This is a genomic window from Bacillus sp. 03113, assembly GCF_006546985.1.
Lineage (GTDB): Bacteria > Bacillota > Bacilli > Bacillales > Cytobacillaceae > VATK01.
In genome coordinates this window covers 52,167-79,101 of sequence record NZ_VATK01000020.1, presented here as the reverse complement: position 1 = coordinate 79,101, position 26,935 = coordinate 52,167, and the positions used below count along the sequence as shown (strand labels likewise).

The following is a 26,935-nucleotide window of genomic DNA, read 5'->3' as shown; positions in this document are numbered from 1 at the left end:
GTACAACGAAAAATAAACCAGTGTTCAAAGGAACGATCGAGCATAGACAAGATGTGAAAGACAAGATGGATGTGAGGAGGTGCAGGTGTTGTCTGAGTACCATGATGATCCAAATCCAAAACGCGATATTAGTCGTAACAATCTGCGTGCTGACTGCGAGAACTGCTTCGGCTTATGCTGTGTTGCACTGCCCTTCGCAGCTTCGGTAGATTTTGCAATCGAAAAAGCTGGTGGCAAGCCTTGCCCAAATCTGCAATCGAATTTTCGTTGCAGCATTCATAAAAACCTTAGACAGCAGGGGTTTAAAGGGTGTACCGTTTTTGAATGCTTCGGCGCAGGGCAAAAGGTTTCCCAAGTTACTTTCGGAGGAGTCGACTGGCATGAAGATCAAGAAACGGCAAAGAAGATGTTCAAAGTGTTCCCAATTATGCAACAGCTGCATGAGATGCTCTGGTATCTGACAGAAGCTCTCTCGTTGAAAGCGACTCGTCCGATCCACAGAGAGCTTAGCTCCGCACTCGACGAGACGGAACGACTTACTCAACTTAGTCCCAATTCACTTGTGGAACTAGATGTGCCATCGCACCGAGCTGATGTTAACACTCTACTATTAAAGACAAGCGAACTAGTGTGGACGGAGTCGCGTCGACAGCAAAAGAGTTCCAAAAAAAGCAAGAGAATCGATCGTCGAGGAGCCGATCTTATAGGTGCAAAGCTTAAAGGTGCAGATCTAAGAGGAGCTAACTTAAGAGGGGCATACCTTATTGCTGCTGACCTCCGAAACGCCGATTTAAGAGCAGTTGACTTTATCGGAGCTGATTTACGAGACGCCGACCTTAGAGGAGCAGATCTCACCGAGAGTATCTTTCTGACTCAAGTTCAGATTAACTCGGCGAAGGGCGATGCACACACAAAGTTACCTCACTTGCTTTCACGCCCAACAAATTGGATGATTTGAGTAAAAAATGAAATAACTTAAAAGAATGCCAATCTAAGAGCATGTGTTGATTATGGATTAATAAAAGCATGCTCTTTTTTATTCTTTTCTTTCATTATGATTTTCCAGCATCTGCTCAAACATTTGTGGGATATTATCAAAGGTTCCTTTTTCTGTTCCTAACTATTCCATTCAAGAAGTCAATAAATGCATTTTTATTAAAAGTATGAAGTGTTAAAATCCTGATCGAATAACATCTTAATTGATATAAGGATCGCAGACTGATAAAATCTCCATAAAGGCGTCATATATCTTAGAAAGAAAATTCTGTGATACGTAGTATGGCAGATGTAGTGTAAATCTTTCTGCGGATAAACCACTTGAAAAAAATTCCTTTTTACCAATAAGAAACAGACCCGAGTTTGACTATTAAAACTTGGAATTATTAGTATTAATTTTCATGAAAAATTCTATATAAATCATAATAAGCAGATTAAATTTGGAAATATATTAACAAGAACGTAGAATGGTGGAGACAAATGGAACCAAATCAAAATAAAAAACTGATAACTAGTTGGCTATCTTTAACGAATGTTCAAATGAATATTCAAAATGATTTAGAAAGCACCCTTCAGCTGCATCATCAATTATCTTTAAAAGAGTTCTACGTGCTCTTATTTTTATCTGAAGCTCCTGAAAAAAAATTAAAATTGCAGCAACTACAGAACATGGTAGGTTTAAGCCAAAGTGCCATGTCAAGGCTGGTAAGTAGATTTGAAGCAAAGGGATGCGGGGCATTAAAAAGACATATTTGCTTGGAAGATCGAAGAGCGATCTTCACTTCAATAACGAAAGAGGGAGAAGAAAAGCTAGGGAAAGCATTCGTTACTTTTAATGAAACTCTTGCAAATATCTTTACTAAAAAAGATATTCAGGATGGGCTAAAAGACTTGATTCAGCAAATAAAAAGTTGATTGTGCCTTATATCTAATTTATTCAGTAAATTCCTCTACTCTCTTCTTTTGATAGGATTTTTTATGCCATCCCAGATAAAGGATAAACAAATGTTCTTAAAAAGATAAGCCTTCTCTTTATTCATAAGCGTTTAAACTTGACGGAATGTTTTAGTCCATGTTAATTTAAATGCACGCGCATACATTTAATTTCAGAAAACAGTTTCCCTTCTAATGCAGAAGGGTAGTCATCTGCATGCCGCCGTAGAGGATTGTCTCGCTAAAAAGAAAAAAGGAGTCTTAATTATGAATCATTTATTTACCCCATACAGGTTAAAAGGTTTAGAATTAAAAAATCGCGTCGTTATGCCGCCGATGTGCCAATATTCAGTGGTAAACAAAGATGGAATTGCTACAGATTGGCATTTCATGCACTATGTAAGCCGTGCAGTTGGTGGAACGGGTTTAATTATTATTGAAATGACTGATGTCGATCCTGATGGTCGCATTACAGATTACGATTTAGGATTATGGTCAGATGATCAAATTCCTGCACTGGCACGAATGATCGAAGCTTGTCATCAATATGGAGCAAAAGTGGCTATTCAAATTGCTCATGCTGGGCGTAAAGCAGAAGATGCTGATGTTCCTGTTGCGCCATCTGCTATTCCATTTGATAATAAATCAAAAACACCAAGAGCACTTTCTAATGAAGAAGTAAAAGAAATAATAGAGAAATTCCGTTTGGCTGTACAGCGAGCCATTAAGGCAGGAGTTGATGCAATAGAACTTCATGGTGCACATGGATATTTAATTCATCAATTCCAATCACCATTAACAAATCAGAGAACAGATGAGTATGGAAAAGATTTAACTAAATTTGGCCAAGAAGTCATTCGTGCAGCAAAAAGCGAGATGCCTGCAGATATGCCGCTTATCATGCGAATCTCCGCTAAAGAGTATGTAGAAGGCGGATATGGCATTAATGAAAGTGTAGAGTTTTCTAGACAATATCAAAAAGAAGGAGTAGATATTTTTCATGTGAGTGCAGGAGGAGAAGGACCCATTGCTGCTGAAGGAAGACCTGGTACACATGTTGCTTATCAAGTTCCGCTTGCAAGAGAAATAAGGCAAGCTCTTGATATCCCTGTGATTGCTGTTGGCAGATTGGATGAACCAGTTCTGGCAAATGCTGTAATTGGAAATGAAGATGCCGACCTTGTTGCTGTAGGCAGAGGGATGCTTAGAAATCCTTATTGGACATTGGAGGCTGCAGCTATTCTTAATAAAGAGGCGGGAATTCCAAAACAATATGAATTTGGGTTTCCAAGAAACTAGCAATGAATGATAAGAACGGAATATAGCAAGGCAATTTCAAGAACCAGTGTCCTTAAGCTGCGCTGGTTCTTGAAATTTGTAGAAGAGGAAAAAATGAATAGGAAGCTCACAATAGTCAAAAAGAAATAATAATCCTAAACTTATGATGATAGAATTTTTCATGAAAAAAATGTAGAAAAATCAGAAAGGAGTATATATTTGAATAAAATAATGGAAAATAAACGTTTGCGATTGGCTTTAATGCTTGGATCACTTGCACTTTTAGGTCCATTTTCAATTGATATGTATTTACCCTCATTTCCAACTATTGTGGAAGATTATAAGACAAACGCTTCTTTAGTACAGTTTAGTCTAACAGCTTGCCTATTGGGGCTTGGATTAGGTCAGTTGATTATCGGTCCAATGAGTGATGTTCAGGGTCGTCGCAAACCATTACTTATCTTTCTTATTCTTTATTTAATTGCCTCGCTTGCATGTGCACTTGCACCGAATATTTATTTCTTTATCGGAGCTCGTTTTATACAAGGTTTTTCAGCAGCCGGCGGACTTGTTATATCTCGAGCTATTGTTCGTGATGTGTATAGTGGGAGGGAACTGACCAAGTTTTTTGCTTTATTGATGCTGGTAAACAATCTTGGTCCTATTATTGCACCTGTAACAGGAGGAAGTATCCTGACTTTTACAAATTGGACTGGGGTTTTTATTTTTTTGTCTTGTATAGGCTTGGTCTTATTTTTAATGGTTTCATGGAAACTAGAAGAAACATTGCCAGAAGAAAACCGTGTACCAAGTAACTTATCCCAGTTATTAAAGAATTTTAGTTCTTTATTCAAAGATCGCCAATTTGCAGGCTATGCTTTAACACAAGGCTTTATTATTGCTGGAATATTCGCATATGTTTCTGGAACTCCATTTGTCTATCAGAATATTTATGGTGTGACTCCACAAGTTTTTAGTCTATTATTTGGAATGAATGGGATTGCTTTAATGATTGGAAGTCAACTGGTAGGGCGTTATACAGATTTCATTCCAGAGAAAACCTTTTTGCAAATAGGTTTATTTTTATCTACCTTATCTGGCGCTGTGCTATTAGTTGCTATCCTTTTGCATGCGCCACTCTTGGCAATCGTAGTCCCCATTTTCTTTATTGTGTCCTCCATTGGAATGATTACAACAACGTCTTTTTCATTAGCCATGGAGTCACAAGGACATATAGCGGGAAGTGCGTCTGCACTTTTAGGCTTATTGCCTTTTATACTTGGCTCATTAACTGCTCCACTTGTTGGAATAGCAGGAGAACATACAGCCATCCCTATGGGTATTATTATTTTTTCAGCTAGCTTTATAGCGCTGCTCTCTTATTATGGACTAGTTAGAAAAGGCTCCAGTGTTGTACAAACTTCAAGATGATTGAATATAATCAAGAAAACCAAACTTTATCAGCTGCCTTAGCCCTGTACTCTAAAGGGGCTAAGGTTTATTTAATTTCTTTTGAAATCGTGGATTCCTATAAAATTGACTACAGCTAGATTAAAAACTTTGGAATACGTTTACCCGCTTTTGGTTCTTTTATTTTAGCTGATATATTTTTGGTTATATATCCCTCTTTATGTGACCACCTAGACAATAACTTTATTAACTACATTCTATGAGCAAGAAATAATGCGGATGTAAATGCACATGAAATTGGCACTTTACTGATTGGTAGTAGATTTTTTAAATTTAATATAAATATTTTTATCGTTAATTTATAAAAAAGTAATTTGTTTTATAAATTATCCGGAATTAGAATAACATTTGTAATAAAAAAATCCAAAATGATGACTGGGGAATCAACAGCTTAATCTTTAGTTTAGATCCTTGAAATTAAAAAACCTTTTTAAATGAAGAGCTTTATAAACTGTATTAGAAATGAATGATGTAGAATATATCACCTGTATTTATCCATTTGCTAGTTTAAGGGGATTCCTGGGGAGTAGTACATCATATTGGTAACTTTCATCAATTTAGTATTTTTGTTAATGTATAAAAAACTCTATCAAGATGAAGTGAGGTTATAGAATTGGACTTGAAATTAAGTGGAAAATTAGTATTAGTAACGGGCTCGACAAGCGGTATAGGTAAAGGTGCTGCCAAAAGTTTTTTACAAGAAGGTGCCAGAGTCATTATCAATGGACGTACTGAAGCAGGAGTTAAGGCTGTTGTTGAAGAACTATCATCATTGGGCACAGTATACGGAATTGCAGCTGATGTTTCTAAATCGGAAGATTGCGAGCATCTAGTAACACAAGTTAAAAAAATCGGAAACTTGGATGTTTTAGTAAATAATACAGGTGTTTTTGAAGTAAAGCCATTTTTGGAAGTAACAGATGAAGAATGGTTAAATTATTACCAAGTAAATGTTTTAAGTGCTGTCCGATTGTCAAGGGCATTTTTAAAAGAGATGATGGAGCGTAACTTCGGCAGAATTATTAATCTAGCAAGTGAAGCTGGTATTAAACCATACCCCGAACTGGTTCCTTACTGTGTCTCTAAAACATCTTTAATAACACTTTCCCGGGGACTTGCTGAAATTGCTAAAGGAACTGGAGTAACCGTAAACTCAGTCCTTCCAGGTCCTACATGGACAGAAGGTTTTGCTCAATTCATAACAGATCTTGCAAACGAAAAAGGACAAGATTTAGATACCTTTATAAAAGAATACTTTAAAAATGACCAACCTACGTCACTTATCCAGAGATACGCAACAGTAGAAGAAGTTGCCGATACGATCGTGTTCCTCGCTTCTGAAAATGCATCTGCTATCAATGGAGTTGCTCAACGCGTAGAGGGTGGAATCATACAATCAATTTTATAAAATGAAACTTCCATCAGTGGGAGTTTTCCGACGTACAGGAAATACTAGTGCAGAGAATGCGACAGGGCGTCGCATTTTGTCTGCGTCAATCTCCCACTGTTGGTTTGTTGAAAACGAGAGGTGGAAAATATGGAACTGGCATTTGTTACAGGAGTATCTAAAGGGCTTGGATATAGCATAAGTGAGGTTTTGGCTGAACATGGTATTGAGGTTATAGGTTTGTCTAGGAACACCAATGAAATGGTGAAAAACCTTATGACAAATAGTAAAGGTCAATATACACACATATCAGCTGATCTTATTAACGTGGAAGAGATTGAATCCCTCATTAAGAGGATATGCCAGCGAATTCTTGCAGAAAAGCCTCAAAAATTATACGTGATTAATAACGCAAGCATAATCGAACCCATTGAAAGATTGGGTTTTCTAGATAATCACTCGATTCAACAAGCTGTCCATTTAAATCTTCTTGCACCCATGCTGATTAACAACACATTTTTAAAAGAATTAAGGAACGAAGATATTGAGTTAGTCATTGTCAATGTAACTTCTGGCGCAGCTGAGCGACCTATTCATGGATGGAATGTATATAACGGGACAAAAGCAGCCATCAATATGCATACAAAAGTTGCAGGACTTGAACAGGAAAATATAAAAGGCTCTCATAAGATTATTGCCTTTAATCCTGGACTTATGGATACAGATATGCAAGGCACCATAAGAGGCGCTGAAGAGGAAGCATTTACTGAAATAAATAAATTTCTAAGCTTCAAAACAAATGGAGATTTACGTCAGCCTAGCAAAGTAGCGTCAGCCTTGGTTGACCTGATTTTGAATGAAAATTTAATGAACGGAAAAATTTATTCTGTAAATGAACTTTTATAAAGATACTTATAGATATTTGTTCCATAAACAGGATAAATCTATGAATTTGGTTTATGTTAGGTGAGCAAACTAATCCTCAGAGAGTTGGATCCAACTTTTTTAATGCCCTCTTTTGGACAAAGCGACGCCAGCCGTATAGAAATTCATTTTAATGAGACAACCTTTGTTTCAAGCGTTGGAACATAAAGGTATCGGATACTGACCTATAGGTATAAATCTCACTAAGAGTATTTTTCTCTCTTATCCATATAAAAATTACCGAGCTTACTTTCTCGGCCAACATATTGGTCTGCTTTAGACAAAAAATAAATAAAATAATTACCAAAAGAGCTTGTTTTGATAGAGAATTCATTCAAAACAAGCTCTTTTTTATCTTTATAACTTATAAGTAAAATCGAAGGTGGTTTTTTCGAGGTTTAATTATTATCTTCGAATCGTCTAGCTATTTTTTTTTCGCTAACGGTTTCTTTTATATGCTCCGAAAGCAATAAATTCAGGTCGTTAACGGTAAAGTTTTCTAAAGCGCTCATTTTTTCTTGAATTTCATTGTTGAATATTTGTTCAATTCGCCGAATTTGAGTCGTTAATTCTTTTCCTTCAGGGGTTAACGAAATAATTACTTTTCGATTGTCATCCTGAGAAATTTCTTTATCGATAAATTTTTTATCTAGCAATCTTGCGACAAGACGGCTTGGATGTTGAGCGTTGCATAATAATAAATCCCCGAGTTCCGCAATGGACATAGGCCCAAATTCGGCTAAAACCGTAATAACCTCACTTTGACTAGGTGTAATATCTAGTCCATTTTCTATTAGCAGAGTAGAAAATCGGTTATTCCCTTCTCTTTGAACACATTGAATTAAGTATCGTAATTTATCTATTGCTCTCAAAACTTTTCACTCCTTATGGGAGAAGTATAACATATTATATGCCTTGACATATAATTTTTCTTTGTATATTATATGTCTAAACATATATGCCTTAACATATATTTGAGGAGGAGAGTCAATGAAGAAAACCGTCTTGGTAACAGGAGCATCTTCTGGGATTGGGGAAGAATTTGCAAAACAATATGCGAGTAAAGGATATAACCTAGTACTAGTAGCTAGATCTAGAGAAAAACTATTAAAGTTATCTGATTTGTTAACAACAAAATATCATATTCATGTGCATATTATTGTATTAGATTTATCAAAAGAGTTTTCTGTGAACGACATTTTCAGTTATCTCGAACAAGAAAAGATAGAAATAGATATTTTAGTTAATAATGCAGGTTATGCTACAAATGGAAGATTAACAAACATCGATTTTAAACATCAACATGAACAAATCATGCTTAATTCTGTCACAGTAATGGATATGTGCTATCAGTTTATTAAAGACAAATTATCAAAAAATAAAAATGAAGGAACGATCATAAATATTGCTTCAACTGCGGCTTTTCATCCTATCCCATATATGTCTATTTATGCTGCGACGAAGGCTTTTGTATTATCATTTACCGAAGCATTAAACAAGGAATATCGTCAGTATGGATTTGATATTATTGCTGTTTGTCCAGGCGCAACGGATACTAATTTTTTCAATAATGGCGGGGTTTCTTTTGGAAATAAACGAACACCTTATGATGTCGTTCAAACAGCGTTCGAAGGGCTTAAAAAGAAAAAAATAAGTGTGATAGATGGGAAGCAAAACATCTTTTCATCTGTCCTATTGCCGAAATTATTATCTAGAACGAAGATGGTTAACTTGGTATCAAATATTATGGTTAAACGAATAGATGCGAGGGGGCAATAAAAAATGAGAAAAAGACGATTAGGCTCTAATCTTGAAGTTTCTGAAATAGGATTAGGTTGTATGGGAATGAGTCAATCATACGGAAAAATTGATGAAAAAGAAGCCATAAAGACGATTCACTATGCATTGGACAATGGAATCAATTTTTTGGATACAGCAGACGTGTATGGAAATGGACATAATGAAAAGTTAATTGGGGAAGCATTATCTTTGTATAAGGGGACGACCAAAGCAATTGTTGCTTCTAAATTTGGAATCGTTAATGGAGACGATATTGCTAAGAGGTACATAAATGGAAACCCTAACTATATAAGGACATCAATTGAAAACAGTTTAAAACGATTAAACTTAGAATGTCTAGATCTATATTATATTCATCGTATAGATAAAACCGTGCCCATAGAAGAAACAGTTGGAGCGATGTCCGATTTGGTTTCCGAGGGGAAAGTCAGATATATCGGCATGTGTGAAGCATCACTCGATATTATTGAGAAGGCACATAACGTTCATCCGATTACAGCCATACAATCTGAATATTCTCTTTGGAGCAGGGATGTAGAGAAAACTATTTTACCTAAATTAAAAGAACTTGGTATTGGTTTTGTTCCATATAGTCCACTTGGCAGGGGATTTTTAACCACTCATTTTCAGTTTGTAGAAAATGATATGCGAAAATTTTTCCCAAGATTTCAAAATGAAAATTTATTGAACAATAGAAAACTAGTAAACAAGCTTACAGAAATAGCAGATGATATGAATTTTACTACTGCCCAATTAGCTTTAGCTTGGGTATTAAGCAAAGGTGAAAATATTGTCCCTATACCTGGGACAAAAAAGAGAACTAACTTGATCGATAATATGAAAGCAGTGGATGTTGTTTTAAATGCTGAACAAATGTCTGAATTAGATACATTATTTGATTTTTCAGCTATTAATGGATTGAGATATCCTGAACAGCTCATGGGAGAATTAGGTAATTAAAAAGAGGATGTTTTTATAAGGGATAAAATTTAACCGAAAATGATTAAATTTTTGAAAATAAATCGCCTTAAATATGTATAGAGCCTGTTTTTAATCATTCTTTTTTCAAAAACAGGTTTTTTTATCATTTAAGCCAAGAAGCCCCCTTTTTCAAAGGGCGATTAAAAATTTGTACCATTGAACTATCATAGGAATATGGTTACTGAAATATACCATTCTTTTTATAATTTAACGATGTTATTATTTAGAAAATACAAGATAATGATAATATATTGATGATTAATGCCCGCACACTCGTGACTTCAGTCGTGATTTTAAACCAAAATATCCTCAAGGAAGGAGCAAGGTATTTGAACATAAAATTAAATCTAAAAATTATTAAAGAAATGTGTGGTACTGTCTCCTTCAAAAGAGGAGATTCTTTTTACCGTAGCAATAAAGTAACGTTTGATCATTATAGTCCTGATCGTTGTAAAGCAACAGTAGCGGGAACGGAAGATTTCCATGTCACTATTGAAAAGGATGTTAATGGTGACATTCGAACGAAATGCAGCTGTCCTAAGCTAGTTTCTTTTGAAAGGGATTGTCAGCATGTTGCGGCCGTTTTATTGTCGATTTACAAACATCAACTTCAAGAAACAATCCCTATTGTTACAAATTCAACAAAACAGGAACTGACAGAAGGCTTTTTGACCCTTTTTAATGATCAGCTCGGACGATCAAGCGGTCATCAACTTCACTTTGAAAATAGGCAAGTGCTTGTTACAGAGTTTACATGTAAACCCGTCACCATAGGAAAAGGACGGTACATATTCGGAATAGAAATGAAGATTGGGCTGACCAAAGTGCAAAATATCCGCATTTTTCTGGAACAAGTGAGAAAAGGGAACCCATACATACTTTCTAGTACATTCACTTACCATCCAGGACTTCATTGCTTTCAAAAAGAAACAGATGGGGTGATTCAGCAGCTCATTGAAGTGATTCGTGATGAAAAGGTGTATGGTGATGCATTGCCTGACAAGGATCACCATCACATACTGCTCATAACTTCCACTTCTTGGGAGCGACTACAGCCTTTACTACAAAAAGCACCACAAGTGAAGGTCGAATACGAGGGACAAACCTTTGAGGAACTGCACATAACGGATGAATCACTGCCATTACAGTTTGACTTTACAGAATTGGAGGGCAAAAACTATCAACTGAAGGTTAAAGGCTTGAATAGAATGGTTGTGCTAGAATCCTATCGGTCTGTTCTATATGAAGGGAAATTAAAACAATTGGAAATTCAGGACTGTAAACGTCTTTCGGACCTAAAACAGATGCTAGATGCTTCAGGAACGAATCAAATTCCAATTCCTCAAGGGCAAATCGGTTTTTTTATGGAAAAAGTGGCTTTAGGTTTAAGGAAACTAGGAGACGTAAAAATATCCAAAGCTTTAACCAAGCAGTTTATGAAGACACCGTTAATGGCTAAGCTCTATTTGGATCGTGTCAAAAATCGACTGCTTGCTGGGTTAGAGTTTCACTACGAAAATATGATCATTAATCCATTAGAAAGTAGAGAACTCTCAGCAGAATCCATGTTGATTAGGGATGTAGATAAGGAAGATGACATACTGCAGCTGATGGAGGAAAGCGCATTTGCCAAGACGGATGGAGGATATTTTTTACATAATGAAGAGCTAGAGTATGAGTTTCTGGTCCATGTCGTTCCAAAGCTCCAAAAGCTGGTCCAAATTTATGCAACAACGGCGGTAAGAAACCGGATTTTCAGAGGAAATGCTCGTCCACAGGTGAGGGTGAAGGTCAAAAAAGAGCGGACCAATTGGCTTGAATTCAAATTTGAAATGGAAGGCATTCCTGAAAAAGAAATACGCGAGGTTTTATTAGCTTTAGAGGAAAAACGGAAGTATTATCGTTTGCTTAATGGATCGCTTCTCTCGCTTCAAACAAGCGAATTTGAAGAAATTCATCGTTTTCTTCATGCACCTCATATGCAGAATAAAGATTTGGCAAGTGGGTTGGATTTACCCTTCGAACAGTGTCTTCAGCTTTTAGATTCTGTCCAGGTTAGCGATGCCTTCAAGCTTGAGGAATCCTTTCATCAGTTTCTTGATCACCTCCGTCATCCTGGCAGTTTGGAGTTCGCAGAGCCAAAGAGCTTAGAGCCAATCCTCAAAGATTATCAAAAGTTAGGGTATAAATGGATGAAAACACTTGCCCACTATGGCTTCGGAGGGATTCTAGCAGATGATATGGGACTTGGAAAAACGATCCAAAGCATCGCGTTTATCGTTTCCGTGCTTCCTGATATCCGTAAAAATAAACAGCAGGTCCTTATTGTTTGTCCCTCATCCTTAACCTATAACTGGCTTAGTGAAATTAGTAAGTTTGCACCCAGCCTGCAAGCGGCTGTCATCGATGGGAATAAAGAAGAGCGATCCAAGTTAAGGAAAGAATTAACAGATATCGATGTGGTCATCACCTCTTACCCGTTATTACGCCAGGACATCAGCTGGTTTGAGAAACAATCATTTCATACCGTGTTTTTTGATGAGGCCCATGCATTTAAAAATCCTATAACCCAAACAGCACGGGCGGCAAAGAAGCTACAGTCCGTTCATTGCTTCGCTCTTACTGGTACACCTGTAGAGAATTCTATCGAGGAGCTGTGGTCGATCTTTCACGTTGTCTTTCCAGAGCTTTTCCGTGGATTAAAAGAATATAGTAAGCTTTCAAGGGAAAATATTGCTCGAAGAATCCGGCCATTTTTACTTCGCAGGTTGAAGGAGGATGTCCTTTCAGAGCTTCCTGGAAAAGTAGAGTCGAGAGAATCCGTGGAGCTGCTTCCGGAACAAAAGAAGCTGTATGCAGCATATTTAGCGAAACTGCGTCATGATACGCTAAAGCATCTAGATAAGGATACCATTCGGAAAAATCGCATCAAAATTTTGGCAGGTTTGACTCGCCTCCGGCAGATTTGCTGCCACCCAGGTCTTTTTGTAGATGGATATAAAGGAAAATCAGCGAAATTAGAACAGCTCTTGAAGATTGTTGAAGAAGCAAAGCTATCTGGAAGAAGGGTATTAATTTTTTCACAGTTTACGAAAATGCTTGAGCTCATAGGTAGAGAGTTAACAACGAAAGGACTTTCTTTCCTTTACTTGGACGGACAAACCCCATCTGAAGAACGAGTGGAAATTTGCAATCGATTTAATGTTGGAGAACGTGATTTATTTCTTATTTCCTTGAAAGCAGGAGGTACAGGCCTCAACCTGATGAGTGCGGATACCGTTATTTTATATGATACTTGGTGGAATCCTGCAGTCGAGGAACAAGCAGCTGATCGTGCCCATCGTATTGGTCAGAAAAATGTTGTACAGGTCATCAAGCTTGTTGCCCGAGGAACAATCGAAGAAAAAATAAATGAATTGCAAGAGAAAAAGAGACATCTTACGGAAGAAATCATCGATTCTGAGGTGAAAGTCTTGTCTACTCTTAACGAAGAAGATCTTAGAGAAATATTCATGATCTGAAAATAATTAGGTGATTTCTGAAAAAAATAAAAATAACTATTTTTTAAAATTGCCGCATTTCTCAAACAGGAAAATGCGGCTTTAGTGCTATCAAGAGTAAACCACTTTATTTGTATTGAAAATAATGGCCAGTCGATGATATTAATGGAGGAAGAAAAGGAAACTATTACACTACACTCTTGCTATATAAGTAATATTATAGTTTACCTTCACTTTTTTTCATTTTCATAAACAAAGAAGCATATGTTTCTTGCCTAAACAAGTAAAACTTTAAAGTAAGGCTATTCATTAAAAAAAGCAGCCCAGCCAAAAAAATAACTCCTTTAATGTGAATAATGCCACTTAAATAGCCTCCTAATATAGGACCAATGAGGTTTCCTAAGAAAAGAGCACTATGATAATAACCGAATGTTAAGCTTTCCATGTTTTGAGGTGCATGGATTCGTATTAAACTGATTACGGAAGGGAGTAGGCCGCCTATAAATATCCCCATCAAAAATCGAGCGAAAAGAAAGAGCCATATAGAGGAAAATAATGCTTGAAAAACATAACAAATAAAATTCCCGAACAAGCAGATTAACAGGATCATCTCCGGTCCAACTTGATCCGCTTTCTTTCCTAAAATGGGAGAAAAAATCATAATTGAGAACCCTGAGATCGAAACAGATAAACCAACCATGGTTGACAATAAAACTCCTTTATCCCACATGCTTTCCACATACGAGGCTAAAAATGGAGAAGTGCTCATCGTTGAAAATTGAATCAGAAATCCGGCTATAAATAAAGGTCCAATTAGGGGCTTTTTAATGATTTCTTGTAATTCTAAAAGAAAGTTTAATTGTTTTTTTTCAGTCGTGGCATGTTTTAAGTTAGTTAGCTCCGGTTTATTTAGCTCTGTTAAAAAGAAGAAGATAAGAAAACCTGCAATAAGTAGCATTGAGCTTGATACGTAAAGAATCTTATAAAATCCTATCCATTCTCCCAAGATTCCCCCTATTAAAGGTCCTAAAATATTGCCGGCATATGCGCCAGACTGAGCACCGCCCAGCGCATAACCGATTTTTTCTTTAGGAGTATTCATCGTAATAAATGGAGAAGAAGCAGGAATAAATCCACCAAATATCCCTAAAATAAATCGTAGAACTAATAAATGCCAAGCTGAAGAACTAAAAGTCATTAAGGCCGTTGCAAGTGACATGCCAAGGGCAGAACGTATAAGAATCGTTTTTCTACTTGTTTTATCTGCAATTTTCCCCCATATTGGTTGAAATAGAAAAGCAGATAAAAAAGTAGCACCAAAAATCATCCCCGTCCAAAGCTGAATGTCCGTTTGATTATGAACTCCTAAATCATTTTTAAGGTAGATTGGGATAAAAGGTATAATTAAACTAAATGCAGACATCACTAAAAATTGTGTAATGCTTAAAATATACATATTCTTTTTCCAGACTTCCAACTTATTCACTTCTCTCACTGGTTTAATAACCTCATTATTCAATTAAGCTTTTTATGTCTTTATGACTTCCGTTTCTAGTCCTGAGGATAATGTTTACAGTAAGAGTATATCGATTAGAGTGCACTATAAGGAAAGGGGAGAAATTTAGATAATAAAAAAAAGACCTATTAATATTAGGTCTTAACAAACTAATTTGTAAAACTATTCAGCTTTGTTCCTCCAGTTTCTTATAATAATCTATTTTTTGGTTAATTTTTAGTAGATTATCTTCTAGTTCTTTTATTTGTTTGATAACATTTTCTTGATGTGTTTCTAATAATGCGCGTCTTTCCTTCACAGAAGAATTACCTTTACGCCTTAATTCAGCAAATTCTTGCATATCACTGATAGGCATTTTTGTTTTTCTCAGTTTAATCAAAAAATCAATACATGATATGTCAGTCTCTGTATATCTACGGTATCCATTTTCATCTCTATCAACTCTACCTAATAATCCTATACGTTCGTAATAGCGGAGAGTATATGTGCTAAGTCCAGTGATTGAGGATATATCTTGAATGGTTAATAATTTTTCCATGGCATCATTATACCACATTTACAGATTTTTCGAACGGGAAAGCCACTGCGGTGCATTAGCACCCCCTTTAGGGGTGGGGTGAAAGTGAGATCAGATACGGAGTACCATAAAGACCGAAGGTTTATGGTGCTTCAAGTATCTGAAAATATACAGGTAGATAAGAGTATTCCTCTTGTATTTTTTATTTTCAAAATTATATAATAATAGAAACAAATGTTCGTAAGGGGATTATCCATTGGAGACTTATTATAAAGGGTTTAAATTTCGCCTATATCCTACAACTGAACAAGCGACTCAAATGAATAAAACGATAGGTTGTTGTCGGTTTTCATTTAATTTGGCATTAGCTAAACAAAAAGAAAAAGATCTCTTGTGGTGGATCACAGAAGAAATGGTCCAAAATGGACAACTTCTTTCCAATGAATGGAAAGGTACAAGATTTAGTACTAATGCTTCGCTGAAAGATAGCACTGAGTTTAAGAAAACCACTTTGTGGTTAAAAGAAGTAGATTCGACGGCCATTCAAAACTCTATTCAAAATTTAGGAGATGCCTATCAATCTTATTATAAAAAAGAAAAAGGAAAACCAAAATTTAAATCAAAGAACAATGAAATTCAGTCCTACACTTCTAAATGCAATTATAACAATGGAGTAGGAAGCATTCGTATTGTAGATGAAAACTCTATCATTCTACCAAAGGTAGGGAAGGTCCGTTTTGCTAAATCAAAAGAAATAAAAGGTAGAATTATTAACGCCACTGTTCGAAGAACACCAGCAGGAAAGTATTTTGTCTCTGTTTTAGCTGAAGTAAAAAAAGAGCCTTCTCAAATAAGTATGTTTCAAACAGGGATAGATGTTGGATTAAAAGAATTTGCCACCCTTTCAGATGGCTCTGTGATCCATAATCCTAAACATTTTTATCAACTTGAAGAAAAAATGAAAAAAGAACAAAAAGTTCTTTCAAGAAGAGTGATCGGAAGTCGAAACTGGTATAAACAAAAAATAAAAGTAGCAAAAGTACACGAAAAAATAGCCAACACTAGAGAAGATTTTTTACAAAAAATAACGACAATGCTGGTGAACGAAAACCAAGTCATTTGCATTGAAGATATTAAGGTGAAAAATCTATTAAAAAATGGAAATTTAGCAAAAGCTATTTCAGATGTTTCGTGGTCAAAATTTAGAAGAATGCTCACTTCTAAATGTGATTGGTACAACAAAACACTTGTGGTTATTGGATCTAATTATGCATCTTCTCAAATTTGTCACAATTGTGGTTATAAAAATAAATCTGTTAAAAATTTAGCTTTGCGAGAATGGGAGTGTCCTAATTGTAAAGAAATACACCGGGACCATAATGCAGCTAAAAATATTTTGGCCGAAGGGTTGAGAATACTTTCTGAAATGAACCAACCTCAAGTAGCATAAATATCATTTCTAACCGTGGGGCACACGGGGATAGCCTAATGAGAATCGCTAGAGACTAGATAACCGAAGGTTTGTAGGACATAGGAAAACTCACAGCAGATAGAATGTGTGCAAAAAACTCTATCTAACGAGCTTGGGGATAAAGAATCCCACTGCTTCAGCTGTGGGAGCAGTCAAAATGTTATACAGAATAACCTTAATCTATAAAATTATCATTAAAAACTAAAACCCATCCATGTATTTTCTTTATTTTTAATATATCTTATTGGTCTATATGGATTAAGAATGGAACAACACCGTCTGCAAATGTGGACGGTGTTAAGCTTGTTTGCGGTTTTAAAAGTAAATAACTTGTTATTACACAAATCTATCCATTGTAAATGTAGTAATCGTTGATCTCGTGGATAAGGAAACCAATCTTTTACAAATCGAGGACATATGTCCTTTCCAACATAATTAGCTATATCGTTTAATAATAATGAAATCCATAATTAAGGAGATAAAAAAATGAGAGGGAGTTTATTTGCTTTTTTAGGCGGGGCATTTATTACCCTACAGGGAGTAGCGAATGCTCGGATTAGTCAAGATATAGGTACTTGGCAAGCGGCGACGATTACCCAGTTAACTGGATTCATTATGGCGTTACTTATCCTGATGCTCGTTCGAGATAGAAAGTGGAAAAGGATTAAGCAAGTGAAACCGATCTATTTAATTGGCGGTGCTTTAGGGGCAGTCATTATTTTCAGTAACGTCACGGCTGTTCACAAAATTGGTGTTACCCTTTCGATAGCTGCTCTACTAATTGCTCAGCTGAGTTTGACCTTTATAATAGATAGTAATGGCTGGTTTGGCGTGGAGAAGCAGAAGATGAGACTGCCACAGTTCATCGGGATCGGTATGATGATCTTGGGTGTAGTGATACTTAGGTTATAATGATGGAGAAAATTCGGCTGGAGGGTGACAATGGGTAATGAAAGAAATCAATGATCAGGAGCAACTAACATCTTATTTGCATTTTTTTCAAATAGAATCCATATTAAATGAACAATTAATACCGCATTTGTCACTATATAGCTTTGATCAAGGGGAACTTATCTGTTCTCAAGGAGAGCCTTCGCATTATCTGTACGTACTTGTGAAGGGGAAGGTGAAGATTTATACGACCTCGGCAGAAGGCAAAACATTGATTCTCTCCTTTAAGAAACCACTGGAGGTAATCGGGGATATTGAATATGTAAGGGATATTGATATTATCAATACGGTTGAAGCAGTATCACCTGTCTGTATGATTGGTGTTCATCATCGTTGGCTGAAAAAATACGGAAGAGATTATGCCCCTATGCTTCAATTTTTACTAGAAATCATTACACAAAAGTTTTACGTTAAATCGAATTCTTTGAGCTTTAATTTGATGTACCCAGTAGATGTGCGATTAGCAAGCTATTTAATGTCTGTTTCCTTTGATGAATCGAATTCTCCACTTAAAGGGCAGCTAAGCACAGCGAATTTAATGGATGCAGCGAATTTAATTGGAACCAGCTATAGACATCTGAATCGGGTCATCCAACAATTCTGTATAGAAGGTCTGGTTGAGCGTAAAAAAGGGTTCATTCTAGTAAAGGATTGGGAAGGGTTAAGAGCGCTGGCAGGTAATAATATTTACGAATAGACTTATTTATTTATGTAGTAGGCTATAACATAATGATTCAAAATGGGAGAGTTAAAGATATGATTCTAGGACTATTATTGGCTCTTATCGCGGGTTCGCTTCTTAGTTTGCAAAATATTTTCAACAGTAAGGTGAATGAGCGCTCGGGATCCTGGGCAACAACTACAGTAGTATTAGGAATGGGGTTCTTAGCTTCACTAACGATCGGTCTAATATTTGAAGGGAATCAACTATTTATCTTACAAAATATGAAGCCATGGTACTGGTTCAGCGGTTTACTCGGGGTAGGAGTGGTCATCTGTCTGGTTCAGGGGATAAAGCTGCTTGGTCCTACTTATGCCATTTCTTTCGTTCTAACATCACAGCTCGGGTTTGCTTTATTGTGGGATTCACTGGGCTGGTTAGGTCTGGATAAGGTCCCTTTTACTTTCAAGCAGCTGATAGGTGTACTGATCATAAGTGGAGGCATTATTGTATTTAAATTGGGCGGAAGACCTGAGAAACAAAGGGTGTCTAAGATGATTAAAGATGGTTTTTGCCATGATGCAATCATACTGGATAACAAAAGCAGAAAAGGCGGAGATCTTTTTTGAAAAAATATCAAACGTTATTTTTCGATGTAGATGATACTTTATTGGATTTTGGTGCAGCAGAAAACATGGCACTGCGCTTGCTTTTTGAAGATCAAAAAATTCCCTTAACCGCTGAAATCGAAGCTTATTATAAAAAAATAAATCAAGGTCTCTGGAGATCCTTTGAGGAAGGAAAAATCGATCGTGATGAGGTTGTGAATACTCGTTTTTCCATTTTATTCAAGGAGTTCGGTCAAGTGATTGATGGAGTTTTACTAGAAAAGAATTATCGAAGCTATTTAGAAGAGGGGCACCAGCTTGTTCATGGGGCCTTGGAACTGATAACAGACCTGCAAAATCAATATGATTTATATATTGTTACGAACGGAGTTTCTAAGACTCAAGATAAACGCTTGCGTAATTCGGGTTTATATCCGCTATTTAAGGATATTTTTGTTTCAGAGGATACTGGTTTTCAAAAGCCAATGAAGGAATATTTTGATTATGTTTTTGCACGAATTCCTTATTTTTCTGTAGAAAAAGGATTAATCATTGGTGACTCCTTAAACGCAGATATCAAAGGCGGGCAGCGAGCTGGCCTAGATACATGCTGGTTCAACCCTAAAATGAAACCCAATGACACTGGAATTATTTCAACCTATCAAATCAAAAAGCTTAAAGAACTGAATCGAATATTAAACGTAGAATCGGCATCTGTTAGGTAGTGGTAATAAATGGTGAAATATTGAAAAAAGCCATCTTTTAGAATTTTCATTTTTAAAGAGATTGCTTTTGTACTTGAAAAAAATAGTATTACTATTTTTAATATTCCTTGACGAGAATATTCATAAAAAGGTATATTATAAGTATTAGTATGGTAACAAACAGACGAAAAGGGGTGATTGATGTGACTGAAATTGTGGGGAAATCCGGCACCATACTAAATGTAAGAAATGATTCATTAAAGGAACATCTGAATGATGAATGTAACAACATTTAGCGCACTTGCCGAACCAAACCGCTTACGTATTGTAGAGCTCTTAATCGAAGGTCCATTAAATGTAGGGGATATCGCTAATCGCCTTCAACTCCGTCAGCCTCAAGCCTCGAAGCATCTCCATGTCCTATTGGAGGCCGGGCTGGTTGACGTACAGGCTGTCGCCAATCGCCGTAACTACAAGCTCCGATCAGAGCCATTCCAAGAACTGGATGAATGGCTTGAAGCTTACCGAAGTATTTGGAACGAACGATTCGATAATTTGGAGAATTACCTGCAAAAGCTTCAATCCAACGAAAACAAACAAAATTGAATTTTGGAGGAGATTTGAATGACAAATAAAATGAGTATAAAGACAGACGGTCCGGAACTTATTTTAGAGCGTGTTTTTAATGCACCGCGCGAGCTTGTATTCAAAGCGTTTTCAGAGGCTGAGCATTTGAAGGAGTGGTGGGGCCCTCGCGGCTGGATCTTAACGGTTTGCAACGTCGATTTTCGTCCGGGCGGCATTTGGCATTACTGCATGAAGTGCATTGACGAGAAACAAGGGGATTTCTACGGTTTCGAATCTTGGGGTAAAGGCGTCTACCAGGAAATAGTAGAGAATGAAAAGGTCGTTTATATCGACTATTTCTCTGATGCTGAAGGAAATGAAGCGGAGGGGATGCCGCCATCTGAGATCACAATGACTTTTGTAGAGTACGAAGGAAAGACGAAGCTCATCAGCCGTTCTAAATTCCCTTCTGCTGAAGCACTCAAAACCGTTATGGAAATGGGGATGGAGCAAGGAATTACTGAAACTTGGGATCGCCTTGCTGAGCATCTACAATCGATTCAATAACTTTTTCATATACGAATCCGTCCAGAGTAGAGGATATAAAAAGATTTGCTTAATCATAGTAGAGGCAGCTTGGAACCTTAAGTTCATGTTCCAAGCTGCCGTAGTTTCTTAAGTATTTTCTCAGAAGAAATTGATCAAGCTGCATTTAACATTCTACGAATGGTTAAATGAGTAAACATGATATATTTTACATAGTTTATGGGAGAGTAGGTATATTGAAAGTTTTATATTTATTGCTAATACTTTTAGGTATAGTAGTTATTTCAGGTTGTCAATTGAACCAAGGAGAAACGATGGTTCTGTTGGATGAAAAGGTAAAAAAGGTGGAAGTATCTAAATCCAATGGGGTTGGCGACATAAATCAAGATATCATGTTATCCTTCGATGATAAACAATCCATTAAAATCTTTGAGGGAGCGATCAGAACCGCAACCAAACAGGAATCAGCTATGAACGTAGTCGACCCTGACTTTGATTTGATCGTTGGATATGGAGATAAATTTCCCAAACATGCCATTCACCTATGGTTGGGAAATGAAAATGAATCAAGCATCCTAATGTACATGGTAGGAGAGGGAGAAACATACCTAACTTCGTCCAAGTTTACAAATCAACTAAGAGAGTTAATTTTGTCAGAAGAATAAAGATTAATAAAGCCTATCTAAGTAGTTATTCAACGTAATAAATATATGTACCAGCCTGTTTTTGATCTCTTTTTTTCAAAAACAGGCTTTTTCTTTCACTACTAATCAAAATTTTTATTGAATTTTGAAAACTAATAGACGATTAATACGTATATAATAATTATTGGATAAAAAAGGATTTAATATGTTTTATTATTTATAGAGCCTAATAAGCTAAATCGAAAGAAGGGGTTTCTGTGGCACAGGAAACATTATATTTTTCTGATAACTTTTTTTCTGCTGGAAGGACAGAGATCTTTAACGACTCAAAGGAAAAAGTAGGAGAGCTTGATCTGAGTGGTATTCTTACCTCTGGAATTGAGGTTATTGATCTAGAAGGAAATGTAAAAGTCAGCGGCAAGTTTCCATTCTTTGGACTTGGTTGGAAAATCTACAATAATCAAGGAACAGAAATTGGGATTTTAAAAGGCAAATTTTCTTTTTTCTCTAAGAAGTATGAATATCATGCATATGATCGTGAAGTATTTCAGATAAAATCTGAAGCTTTTTCAAAGCAATATATGATCTATAAAAATGAGACAGAGGTAGTTGCAAAATTTGATAGAATCAGTGGTTTCTTTTCATCACCGGCTTACCAATTAGTTCATAATGAAGACGATCCTTCATCAGAAGAGCTAATAGCGGTTGTAATGGGCGTCAATGCAATAGAAAAAAGAAGAAGAAATAGTTCTGCATCGGCGGCAACATAATTAATGATAATGAAATAGCATGTAGTTTTATTGCAGAAAAGTAGATTGGTGAGGTGTAAGAGTGGAAATTATTACAAATCTGATAACTCTTGATGAAATAGAATTATTAAGAGACCCATTAAATAAACTACATGAATACCATAATCGTAAATCAACCTATTTTTCTGGCAGCTATCCAAGAGTAACCTTTGAAGAACGTATAGAAGAGTATAGAAAAAAAGCAAAAACAGGAGAATACAGAATTGAATTATTAATTGACGTACAAACGAACAATATAATAGGGTTTTGTATCGCCTATAGTAAAAGAGTAAGCGGGAAGATAGAAGTTCTTTTTGTGGATGAAAAGTACCGAAGAATTGGATTAGGCAACAGATTAATGAATAGTGCCATGGATTGGTTTAAGGAAAATAATATAAATGAAATTGAATTGACAGTCGTGTATGGGAATGAGGCAGTGTCATTTTATCAGAAATTGGGATTTTATCCACAGTCAATGATTATGGCAACAAAAATATAAGTATAGTAGTAGGGGAATTATGGAAGGATATTTTCATACAAAAGCGAAGCCTATACAAGAGAATTAGTAAAAACTTGGAGGCGTTTTTATGAATTGTCCGATATTAAATCAAATTGGAGCTGTCTTTATACCAGTTAGTAACATCGAAAACGCGCGTGATTGGTATTGTGACTTATTAAATTTGCCAGTAGATAGAGAAATCCAATTTGGCCATTTGTATGTTTTACTTATGAAAGGTACGGGAATTGTTTTAGATAGTAAGATTTTCTCAAAGGAAAAGATTTTTAGAACCCCTATGTTTCATTTTAATACAGAAAATATTGTAGAGGCATATGAGTATATGAAGAATAAGGATGTTGAATTACTAACTGAAATTGAACATAATCAGTATTTTAATTTTAAAGACCCTGATGGTAATCATCTCATGATATGTAAGTGCTAAAAACATCTTATATTTTAACGAGGCCGGAATTGTTAATAGCCAATTGTATATATTGTGGTGATTAAAGGTTTAGGGGAGTGTTGTTATGAGGACAGATAAAATTATTTTATTCGATAATTTATATTTATAGGAAACTGAATGATCGCAAAGAACACATATTTGTAAAATATTTAAAAAGCTGGCTCCAAAAAGTCGGTTTTGAAGTCAGCCTTATGTTCTCATGAAAAAAGTATATAAAAGCTTCTATTTTATTTTTAGTTTTACTTCTTTTTGTATGGTTGTAGGATAGTCTATTAATTCGAGTTTGACAGGTCCAGTGCCTGCTTCTTCGGATGAATATGGGACCTTATAAGTGATATGGTCGTCACCTGGTGACCAACCTGCTCCAAATGGTTTATTTTTACCAATAATGTTGCCTTGCATATCTTCTGCATACATAAAAAGTTGTTTGTTAAAATAATATGGTTTGGCTTCCAATTGAATGTAAAGTTCATCGGATCTAGTTTCTACCTTAGATAATTTCCCATCTTTTGGTGCTTTAAGTATTTTTTGATTTATAGGGTCAATCGTAACCCATATTTCATCTTTATCAAGTGCACGGATAGAGTTAAAACGTAAGTGTAATTCTTTAGGATTGGTGAAGTAGTTGCTCTCTAAATAAATCGTTTCTTCATTTTTGTTAACCTTAATGGGTTCTAAATGATTTGATTTCCAAATTTGACCCTTTTCATCTTCTAGTTGAAGATCATTAATTCCAAAAATTTGTTTGCTGTTTTGTAGATTATATAACACATCAACTGCTGTAAGGGAAGGATATAATGTTACCTTTTTAAATGTAATCTCTTGTCCTTCAATCTCAACGGTTTTATTTAGTTCAAGAACTTTCTTTGCCGCAAATTTTTCTTCATCTAGTGTAAAGGGGATGTTCCAAACCCCTTCTTGATGATCCCAATTTTTGCTAAATTGAAAAGAAAGGATAAGATCTTTAGGCAAAGGTTCTCTATCTGTTAAACGGTATCTTATTTCTAGTAGTGAATCCTTATTCCCTGTTTTTAATTGACCTAGAACCTCATCAGGAAAGGGCTCTCCTTTATTATTCAACAACTTTATGTTTTCGGGAGAGATCTTTAGTTCTTCATTATCAGCTTGATATTTATAAAAAAAGATTAAATTCTTTTCATCATGGATGATTGAATCTAAAGTTACCTTTATTCCGTCGTGTTCATCTGTAGCATCAATTTTTTGAATATAATTATTTTCAACTGCTGCCAATAATCCTTTATCATAGCGGACCAACCCGATAATCTTATCTATTCCAGGTATATTTGAAACATAATCCGCCACCGTATCGGAAACATTAACCGAAGAAATAAAGGTAATAATGAGGATGCTTGCAGTGAGAAGCATCTTAATCGGGAGATGTTTTTTCTTCTTCCTACTTTTTACACGTTTTATGCCTTCAAGAATTGCTAGATCAGCCTTTTCTTCTGAAATGGAAAGAAAATTATATATATATCTTGATTTTTCTAATTCCCTCTTTTCTTTATCAAACATTCATCTCACCTCTTTCTCCTAATTGATCTTGAAGTGCTTTCAATCCTTTATAGAGCCATGTTTTAATGGTGCTTTCTGGGCTTTCTAAAATTTCTGCAATATCTTTTATCTTAAGATCATGATAATACTTTAGGATGATAACCTCGCGACTTTTCGGATCTATTTTAAGCAAGGCTTCTTCAATTTCTAACGTTTGGCTGTAATCCATCATTTCTGCTTTATTTTCTATTAAACTTGGGTTTGCAATCCTCTTTTTTTTTCGACTTTGATCGTAGCAGTAATTAAGCATGATTCGGATAATCCATGTAGCAAAATATTCAGCATGCTTCACTTTTTTTATAGAGCAATAAGCTCTAAACGTTACTTCCTGTAACGCTTCTAATGCATCCTCTTCATTTCGCAGGTAAGACATCGCTATCCTTAGTAATTGAACTTTATGAACTTGCATCAATTCGTAAAATGCCTCATCATCTCCTTTTTTTGCTTTTTTTAGTAGTTTCATTATTTCCAAGGAGACTCCCCCTTTTTTCTTTCTATACGTTAGACATAATAAGACAATAAAAAGTCTTAAAAAAATATTTTTGTATTTTAGAAGCTATTGTTTAAAAATGAAAACATTAGGATTCGAAAAAAAAGAAGGGCAAATTAGGTACGCCCATTATTCATTAATAGACATCTGAACAGGATTAGAGATCGTGAAGCCCCTTTTTATTATGTTATCTTATAGATAAAGAAAAATATGTTAAAATTTTCAATGTAGGAATATTTCAAAACTAACTTATTGGGGGAACTAAATGATGAGTGGGATTGCAAAAACTCCTCAACCACCATATTATGCGGTGATATTTTCTTCTCAGCGAACTGAAGGGGAAAATGGTTATGGGAGAATGGCAGAAAAAATGGTAGAGTTAGCTTCCCAACAAAAGGGATTCTTAGGTGTAGAAAGTGCTCGTGATAGAGAACTAGGGATTACAGTTTCATATTGGGACTCTTTAGATGCCATTAAAAATTGGAAGGAAAATTCGGCTCATAAAGTTGCACAAGAAAAAGGCAAAACAGAATGGTACGAAAAATTCGCATTAAGAATTTGTAAAGTAGAGAGGGATACATTTTTCGAAATGTAATTTATACATAAAAGACTACTATTCTTGTGTTGCAGAGAGAGTTTGCTTTAACCTATTATATTAGAATTTTCATTATCTATAATTATCGATTTGAGGTGCAGATTGAATGAACCTATTACCTGAAATCACGCTGAGTCCTATAGGTGTTATCCGAAGTCCGTTTATAACACCTGATAATATGCCGATTCAGCCAGTCGGGGATATGGCAGCTTCTGGATCTGTGGAGGTGCTGCCGCAGTATGTAGAAGGATTGAAAGATTTAGAAGGATTTTCACATGTTATCTTAATCTATTTTTTCCATTTGGCAGGACCGACTCGCCTGAAGGTAAGACCGTTCCTAGATGTTCAGGAACGTGGTGTATTTGCTACAAGAGCGCCGGTTCGTCCTAATTCGATTGGGATTTCTGTGGTCGAGGTCGAACGTATTCATGGTTGTTATATAGATTTAAAAAAAGTAGATGTGCTTGATGGAACACCTCTATTGGATATTAAGCCGTTCGTGCCGGATTTTGATGTTCCTAAGGGGGCTGTATTGACCGGTTGGATGGGTGAGGTATCAGAAAAAGCTATACATAAACGGGCCGATGACCGATTTGCTAGAAAAATGCCTGATTAAAAAAGGAGCTCTTACATAATGATCAGAAACGCAAAGATAGAGGATTGGAAAGTAATCTCTGAATTGCTAAATCAATTGGATTATCCAAATACGGAATCCTTCATAAAAGGAAAGATAGAGAAACTACTTATCCATCCTGACGAGGAACTACTCGTTTATGAAGACGATGGCAGAGTTATAGCATTCATTTCTTTGCATTTCATTCCTCAAATAGCATTAGAAGGCGATTTTGCAAGGATAAGCTATTTTTCGGTTGATACAACTATTAGAAGTAAAGGTATTGGCCGTAAGATTGAAGAGTATTGTGCTGACTTAGCAACGAAAAGAAACTGTGACAGGATTGAAGTACATTGCCATTCAAGAAGACTAGACGCACATCGATTTTATTTTAGACAAGGTTATACGGAGTCTCCAAAATATTTAATGAAGAAGATTGATTATTAATCTTACCAACGGAA

General features: G+C 35.8%; 28 protein-coding genes. 23 read left to right on the top strand and 5 right to left on the bottom strand.

The window, feature by feature from the left end:
• The first annotated feature begins 88 nt into the window (after positions 1–88).
• The 6 genes from FDO66_RS17525 to FDO66_RS17500 all read left to right on the top strand — a co-directional run bounded on the left by FDO66_RS17525 (position 89) and on the right by FDO66_RS17500 (position 6,970).
• A complete protein-coding gene (locus FDO66_RS17525; RefSeq protein WP_141433953.1) occupies positions 89–958 on the top strand; it encodes a pentapeptide repeat-containing protein in 870 nt (289 codons plus the stop codon).
• Positions 959–1,476: 518 nt separating this feature from the next.
• Complete coding sequence (locus FDO66_RS17520) at positions 1,477–1,911, top strand: MarR family winged helix-turn-helix transcriptional regulator (RefSeq protein WP_141433952.1); 435 nt, start codon at positions 1,477–1,479, stop codon at positions 1,909–1,911.
• Positions 1,912–2,196: 285 nt separating this feature from the next.
• The gene (locus FDO66_RS17515; RefSeq protein ID WP_141433951.1) at positions 2,197–3,228 is read left to right on the top strand and encodes an NADH:flavin oxidoreductase/NADH oxidase; all 1,032 of its coding nucleotides are present in this window, start codon (positions 2,197–2,199) and stop codon (positions 3,226–3,228) included.
• 210 nt (positions 3,229–3,438) lie between these two features.
• Positions 3,439–4,638: a Bcr/CflA family multidrug efflux MFS transporter gene (locus tag FDO66_RS17510; RefSeq protein ID WP_141433960.1), complete on the top strand. Its 1,200-nt coding sequence runs from the start codon at positions 3,439–3,441 to the stop codon at positions 4,636–4,638.
• A 652-nt stretch (positions 4,639–5,290) separates the two neighbouring features.
• On the top strand, positions 5,291–6,085 hold the full coding sequence (locus FDO66_RS17505; protein ID WP_141433950.1) for an SDR family NAD(P)-dependent oxidoreductase: 795 nt from the start codon (positions 5,291–5,293) through the stop codon (positions 6,083–6,085).
• 129 nt (positions 6,086–6,214) lie between these two features.
• Entirely contained in the window at positions 6,215–6,970 is a 756-nt protein-coding gene (locus tag FDO66_RS17500; protein WP_141433949.1) for an SDR family NAD(P)-dependent oxidoreductase, read from the top strand.
• Between the two features lie 416 nt (positions 6,971–7,386).
• Here the strand turns inward: FDO66_RS17500 and FDO66_RS17495 are convergent, their stop codons facing one another.
• Complete coding sequence (locus FDO66_RS17495; protein ID WP_141433948.1) at positions 7,387–7,860, bottom strand: MarR family winged helix-turn-helix transcriptional regulator; 474 nt, start codon at positions 7,858–7,860, stop codon at positions 7,387–7,389.
• Between the two features lie 118 nt (positions 7,861–7,978).
• Between FDO66_RS17495 and FDO66_RS17490 the strand changes: the two genes are divergently transcribed.
• The 3 genes from FDO66_RS17490 to FDO66_RS17480 all read left to right on the top strand — a co-directional run bounded on the left by FDO66_RS17490 (position 7,979) and on the right by FDO66_RS17480 (position 13,290).
• Positions 7,979–8,767: an SDR family NAD(P)-dependent oxidoreductase gene (locus FDO66_RS17490; RefSeq protein WP_141433947.1), complete on the top strand. Its 789-nt coding sequence runs from the start codon at positions 7,979–7,981 to the stop codon at positions 8,765–8,767.
• A 3-nt stretch (positions 8,768–8,770) separates the two neighbouring features.
• Positions 8,771–9,748 carry an aldo/keto reductase gene (locus FDO66_RS17485; protein ID WP_141433946.1) on the top strand — a complete coding sequence of 326 codons (978 nt, stop codon included), beginning with the start codon at positions 8,771–8,773 and terminating at the stop codon, positions 9,746–9,748.
• 350 nt (positions 9,749–10,098) lie between these two features.
• On the top strand, positions 10,099–13,290 hold the full coding sequence (locus FDO66_RS17480) for a DEAD/DEAH box helicase (protein WP_141433945.1): 3,192 nt from the start codon (positions 10,099–10,101) through the stop codon (positions 13,288–13,290).
• A gap of 196 nt (positions 13,291–13,486) precedes the next feature.
• Here the strand turns inward: FDO66_RS17480 and FDO66_RS17475 are convergent, their stop codons facing one another.
• Together FDO66_RS17475 and FDO66_RS17470 are read right to left on the bottom strand one after the other, a co-directional pair.
• On the bottom strand, positions 13,487–14,788 hold the full coding sequence (locus FDO66_RS17475) for an MFS transporter (protein WP_181444626.1): 1,302 nt from the start codon (positions 14,786–14,788) through the stop codon (positions 13,487–13,489).
• Positions 14,789–14,951: 163 nt separating this feature from the next.
• A complete protein-coding gene (locus FDO66_RS17470) occupies positions 14,952–15,323 on the bottom strand; it encodes a MerR family transcriptional regulator (RefSeq protein WP_141433943.1) in 372 nt (123 codons plus the stop codon).
• A gap of 235 nt (positions 15,324–15,558) precedes the next feature.
• On the opposite strand from FDO66_RS17470, the gene tnpB reads away from it, so the two are divergent.
• The 11 genes from tnpB (at position 15,559) to FDO66_RS17415 (ending at position 23,183) form a co-directional block, all read left to right on the top strand.
• Positions 15,559–16,752, top strand: coding sequence for an IS200/IS605 family element RNA-guided endonuclease TnpB (gene tnpB, locus FDO66_RS17465; protein WP_220095182.1), 1,194 nt, complete (start codon positions 15,559–15,561; stop codon positions 16,750–16,752).
• Positions 16,753–17,259: 507 nt separating this feature from the next.
• Positions 17,260–17,685 carry a DMT family transporter gene (locus FDO66_RS17460; RefSeq protein WP_141433942.1) on the top strand — a complete coding sequence of 142 codons (426 nt, stop codon included), beginning with the start codon at positions 17,260–17,262 and terminating at the stop codon, positions 17,683–17,685.
• A gap of 37 nt (positions 17,686–17,722) precedes the next feature.
• A complete protein-coding gene (locus FDO66_RS17455) occupies positions 17,723–18,421 on the top strand; it encodes a Crp/Fnr family transcriptional regulator (RefSeq protein WP_141433941.1) in 699 nt (232 codons plus the stop codon).
• Positions 18,422–18,480: 59 nt separating this feature from the next.
• Positions 18,481–19,014 (top strand): DMT family transporter, encoded by a 534-nt coding sequence (locus tag FDO66_RS17450; RefSeq protein WP_141433940.1) that lies wholly within the window; start codon positions 18,481–18,483, stop codon positions 19,012–19,014.
• On the top strand, positions 19,011–19,718 hold the full coding sequence (locus FDO66_RS17445; RefSeq protein WP_141433939.1) for a YjjG family noncanonical pyrimidine nucleotidase: 708 nt from the start codon (positions 19,011–19,013) through the stop codon (positions 19,716–19,718). Before FDO66_RS17450 ends, FDO66_RS17445 begins: the two co-directional genes overlap by 4 nt.
• 255 nt (positions 19,719–19,973) lie before the next feature.
• Positions 19,974–20,303 (top strand): ArsR/SmtB family transcription factor, encoded by a 330-nt coding sequence (locus tag FDO66_RS17440; protein WP_141433959.1) that lies wholly within the window; start codon positions 19,974–19,976, stop codon positions 20,301–20,303.
• Positions 20,304–20,321: 18 nt separating this feature from the next.
• The gene (locus FDO66_RS17435) at positions 20,322–20,831 is read left to right on the top strand and encodes an SRPBCC domain-containing protein (protein ID WP_141433938.1); all 510 of its coding nucleotides are present in this window, start codon (positions 20,322–20,324) and stop codon (positions 20,829–20,831) included.
• A gap of 215 nt (positions 20,832–21,046) precedes the next feature.
• The gene (locus tag FDO66_RS17430; protein ID WP_141433937.1) at positions 21,047–21,475 is read left to right on the top strand and encodes a YhfM domain-containing protein; all 429 of its coding nucleotides are present in this window, start codon (positions 21,047–21,049) and stop codon (positions 21,473–21,475) included.
• 236 nt (positions 21,476–21,711) lie between these two features.
• Complete coding sequence (locus tag FDO66_RS17425; RefSeq protein WP_141433936.1) at positions 21,712–22,224, top strand: LURP-one-related family protein; 513 nt, start codon at positions 21,712–21,714, stop codon at positions 22,222–22,224.
• 61 nt (positions 22,225–22,285) lie between these two features.
• Entirely contained in the window at positions 22,286–22,741 is a 456-nt protein-coding gene (locus FDO66_RS17420; protein WP_141433935.1) for a GNAT family N-acetyltransferase, read from the top strand.
• 88 nt (positions 22,742–22,829) lie between these two features.
• Positions 22,830–23,183 carry a VOC family protein gene (locus tag FDO66_RS17415; RefSeq protein WP_141433934.1) on the top strand — a complete coding sequence of 118 codons (354 nt, stop codon included), beginning with the start codon at positions 22,830–22,832 and terminating at the stop codon, positions 23,181–23,183.
• Between the two features lie 243 nt (positions 23,184–23,426).
• On the opposite strand, the gene FDO66_RS17410 is transcribed toward FDO66_RS17415, so the two are convergent.
• Positions 23,427–24,737 carry a DUF4179 domain-containing protein gene (locus tag FDO66_RS17410; protein ID WP_141433933.1) on the bottom strand — a complete coding sequence of 437 codons (1,311 nt, stop codon included), beginning with the start codon at positions 24,735–24,737 and terminating at the stop codon, positions 23,427–23,429.
• Positions 24,730–25,239 (bottom strand): sigma-70 family RNA polymerase sigma factor, encoded by a 510-nt coding sequence (locus FDO66_RS17405; protein ID WP_258535771.1) that lies wholly within the window; start codon positions 25,237–25,239, stop codon positions 24,730–24,732. The genes FDO66_RS17410 and FDO66_RS17405 overlap by 8 nt, the downstream gene beginning before the upstream one ends.
• A 295-nt stretch (positions 25,240–25,534) precedes the next feature.
• Here FDO66_RS17405 and FDO66_RS17400 point away from each other — a divergent pair, with 295 nt between their 5' ends.
• From FDO66_RS17400 to FDO66_RS17390, 3 genes are all read left to right on the top strand, one after another.
• Entirely contained in the window at positions 25,535–25,861 is a 327-nt protein-coding gene (locus FDO66_RS17400; protein WP_141433958.1) for an antibiotic biosynthesis monooxygenase family protein, read from the top strand.
• A gap of 106 nt (positions 25,862–25,967) precedes the next feature.
• The gene (tsaA, locus tag FDO66_RS17395; RefSeq protein ID WP_141433931.1) at positions 25,968–26,477 is read left to right on the top strand and encodes a tRNA (N6-threonylcarbamoyladenosine(37)-N6)-methyltransferase TrmO; all 510 of its coding nucleotides are present in this window, start codon (positions 25,968–25,970) and stop codon (positions 26,475–26,477) included.
• An 18-nt stretch (positions 26,478–26,495) separates the two neighbouring features.
• Complete coding sequence (locus FDO66_RS17390; RefSeq protein ID WP_141433930.1) at positions 26,496–26,921, top strand: GNAT family N-acetyltransferase; 426 nt, start codon at positions 26,496–26,498, stop codon at positions 26,919–26,921.
• Positions 26,922–26,935: the final 14 nt, after the last annotated feature.

Coding starts and splice junctions, on each gene's coding strand:
- FDO66_RS17520 (WP_141433952.1), top strand. CDS start 1,477: ATGGAACCAAATCAAAATAAAAAACTGATAACTAGTTGGCTATCTTTA.
- FDO66_RS17515 (WP_141433951.1), top strand. CDS start 2,197: ATGAATCATTTATTTACCCCATACAGGTTAAAAGGTTTAGAATTAAAA.
- FDO66_RS17510 (WP_141433960.1), top strand. CDS start 3,439: ATGGAAAATAAACGTTTGCGATTGGCTTTAATGCTTGGATCACTTGCA.
- FDO66_RS17500 (WP_141433949.1), top strand. CDS start 6,215: ATGGAACTGGCATTTGTTACAGGAGTATCTAAAGGGCTTGGATATAGC.
- FDO66_RS17490 (WP_141433947.1), top strand. CDS start 7,979: ATGAAGAAAACCGTCTTGGTAACAGGAGCATCTTCTGGGATTGGGGAA.
- FDO66_RS17485 (WP_141433946.1), top strand. CDS start 8,771: ATGAGAAAAAGACGATTAGGCTCTAATCTTGAAGTTTCTGAAATAGGA.
- FDO66_RS17470 (WP_141433943.1), bottom strand. CDS start 15,323: ATGGAAAAATTATTAACCATTCAAGATATATCCTCAATCACTGGACTT.
- FDO66_RS17460 (WP_141433942.1), top strand. CDS start 17,260: ATGAGAGGGAGTTTATTTGCTTTTTTAGGCGGGGCATTTATTACCCTA.
- FDO66_RS17455 (WP_141433941.1), top strand. CDS start 17,723: ATGAAAGAAATCAATGATCAGGAGCAACTAACATCTTATTTGCATTTT.
- FDO66_RS17450 (WP_141433940.1), top strand. CDS start 18,481: ATGATTCTAGGACTATTATTGGCTCTTATCGCGGGTTCGCTTCTTAGT.
- FDO66_RS17440 (WP_141433959.1), top strand. CDS start 19,974: ATGAATGTAACAACATTTAGCGCACTTGCCGAACCAAACCGCTTACGT.
- FDO66_RS17435 (WP_141433938.1), top strand. CDS start 20,322: ATGACAAATAAAATGAGTATAAAGACAGACGGTCCGGAACTTATTTTA.
- FDO66_RS17415 (WP_141433934.1), top strand. CDS start 22,830: ATGAATTGTCCGATATTAAATCAAATTGGAGCTGTCTTTATACCAGTT.
- FDO66_RS17410 (WP_141433933.1), bottom strand. CDS start 24,737: ATGTTTGATAAAGAAAAGAGGGAATTAGAAAAATCAAGATATATATAT.
- FDO66_RS17405 (WP_258535771.1), bottom strand. CDS start 25,239: ATGAAACTACTAAAAAAAGCAAAAAAAGGAGATGATGAGGCATTTTAC.
- FDO66_RS17400 (WP_141433958.1), top strand. CDS start 25,535: ATGAGTGGGATTGCAAAAACTCCTCAACCACCATATTATGCGGTGATA.
- tsaA (WP_141433931.1), top strand. CDS start 25,968: ATGAACCTATTACCTGAAATCACGCTGAGTCCTATAGGTGTTATCCGA.
- FDO66_RS17390 (WP_141433930.1), top strand. CDS start 26,496: ATGATCAGAAACGCAAAGATAGAGGATTGGAAAGTAATCTCTGAATTG.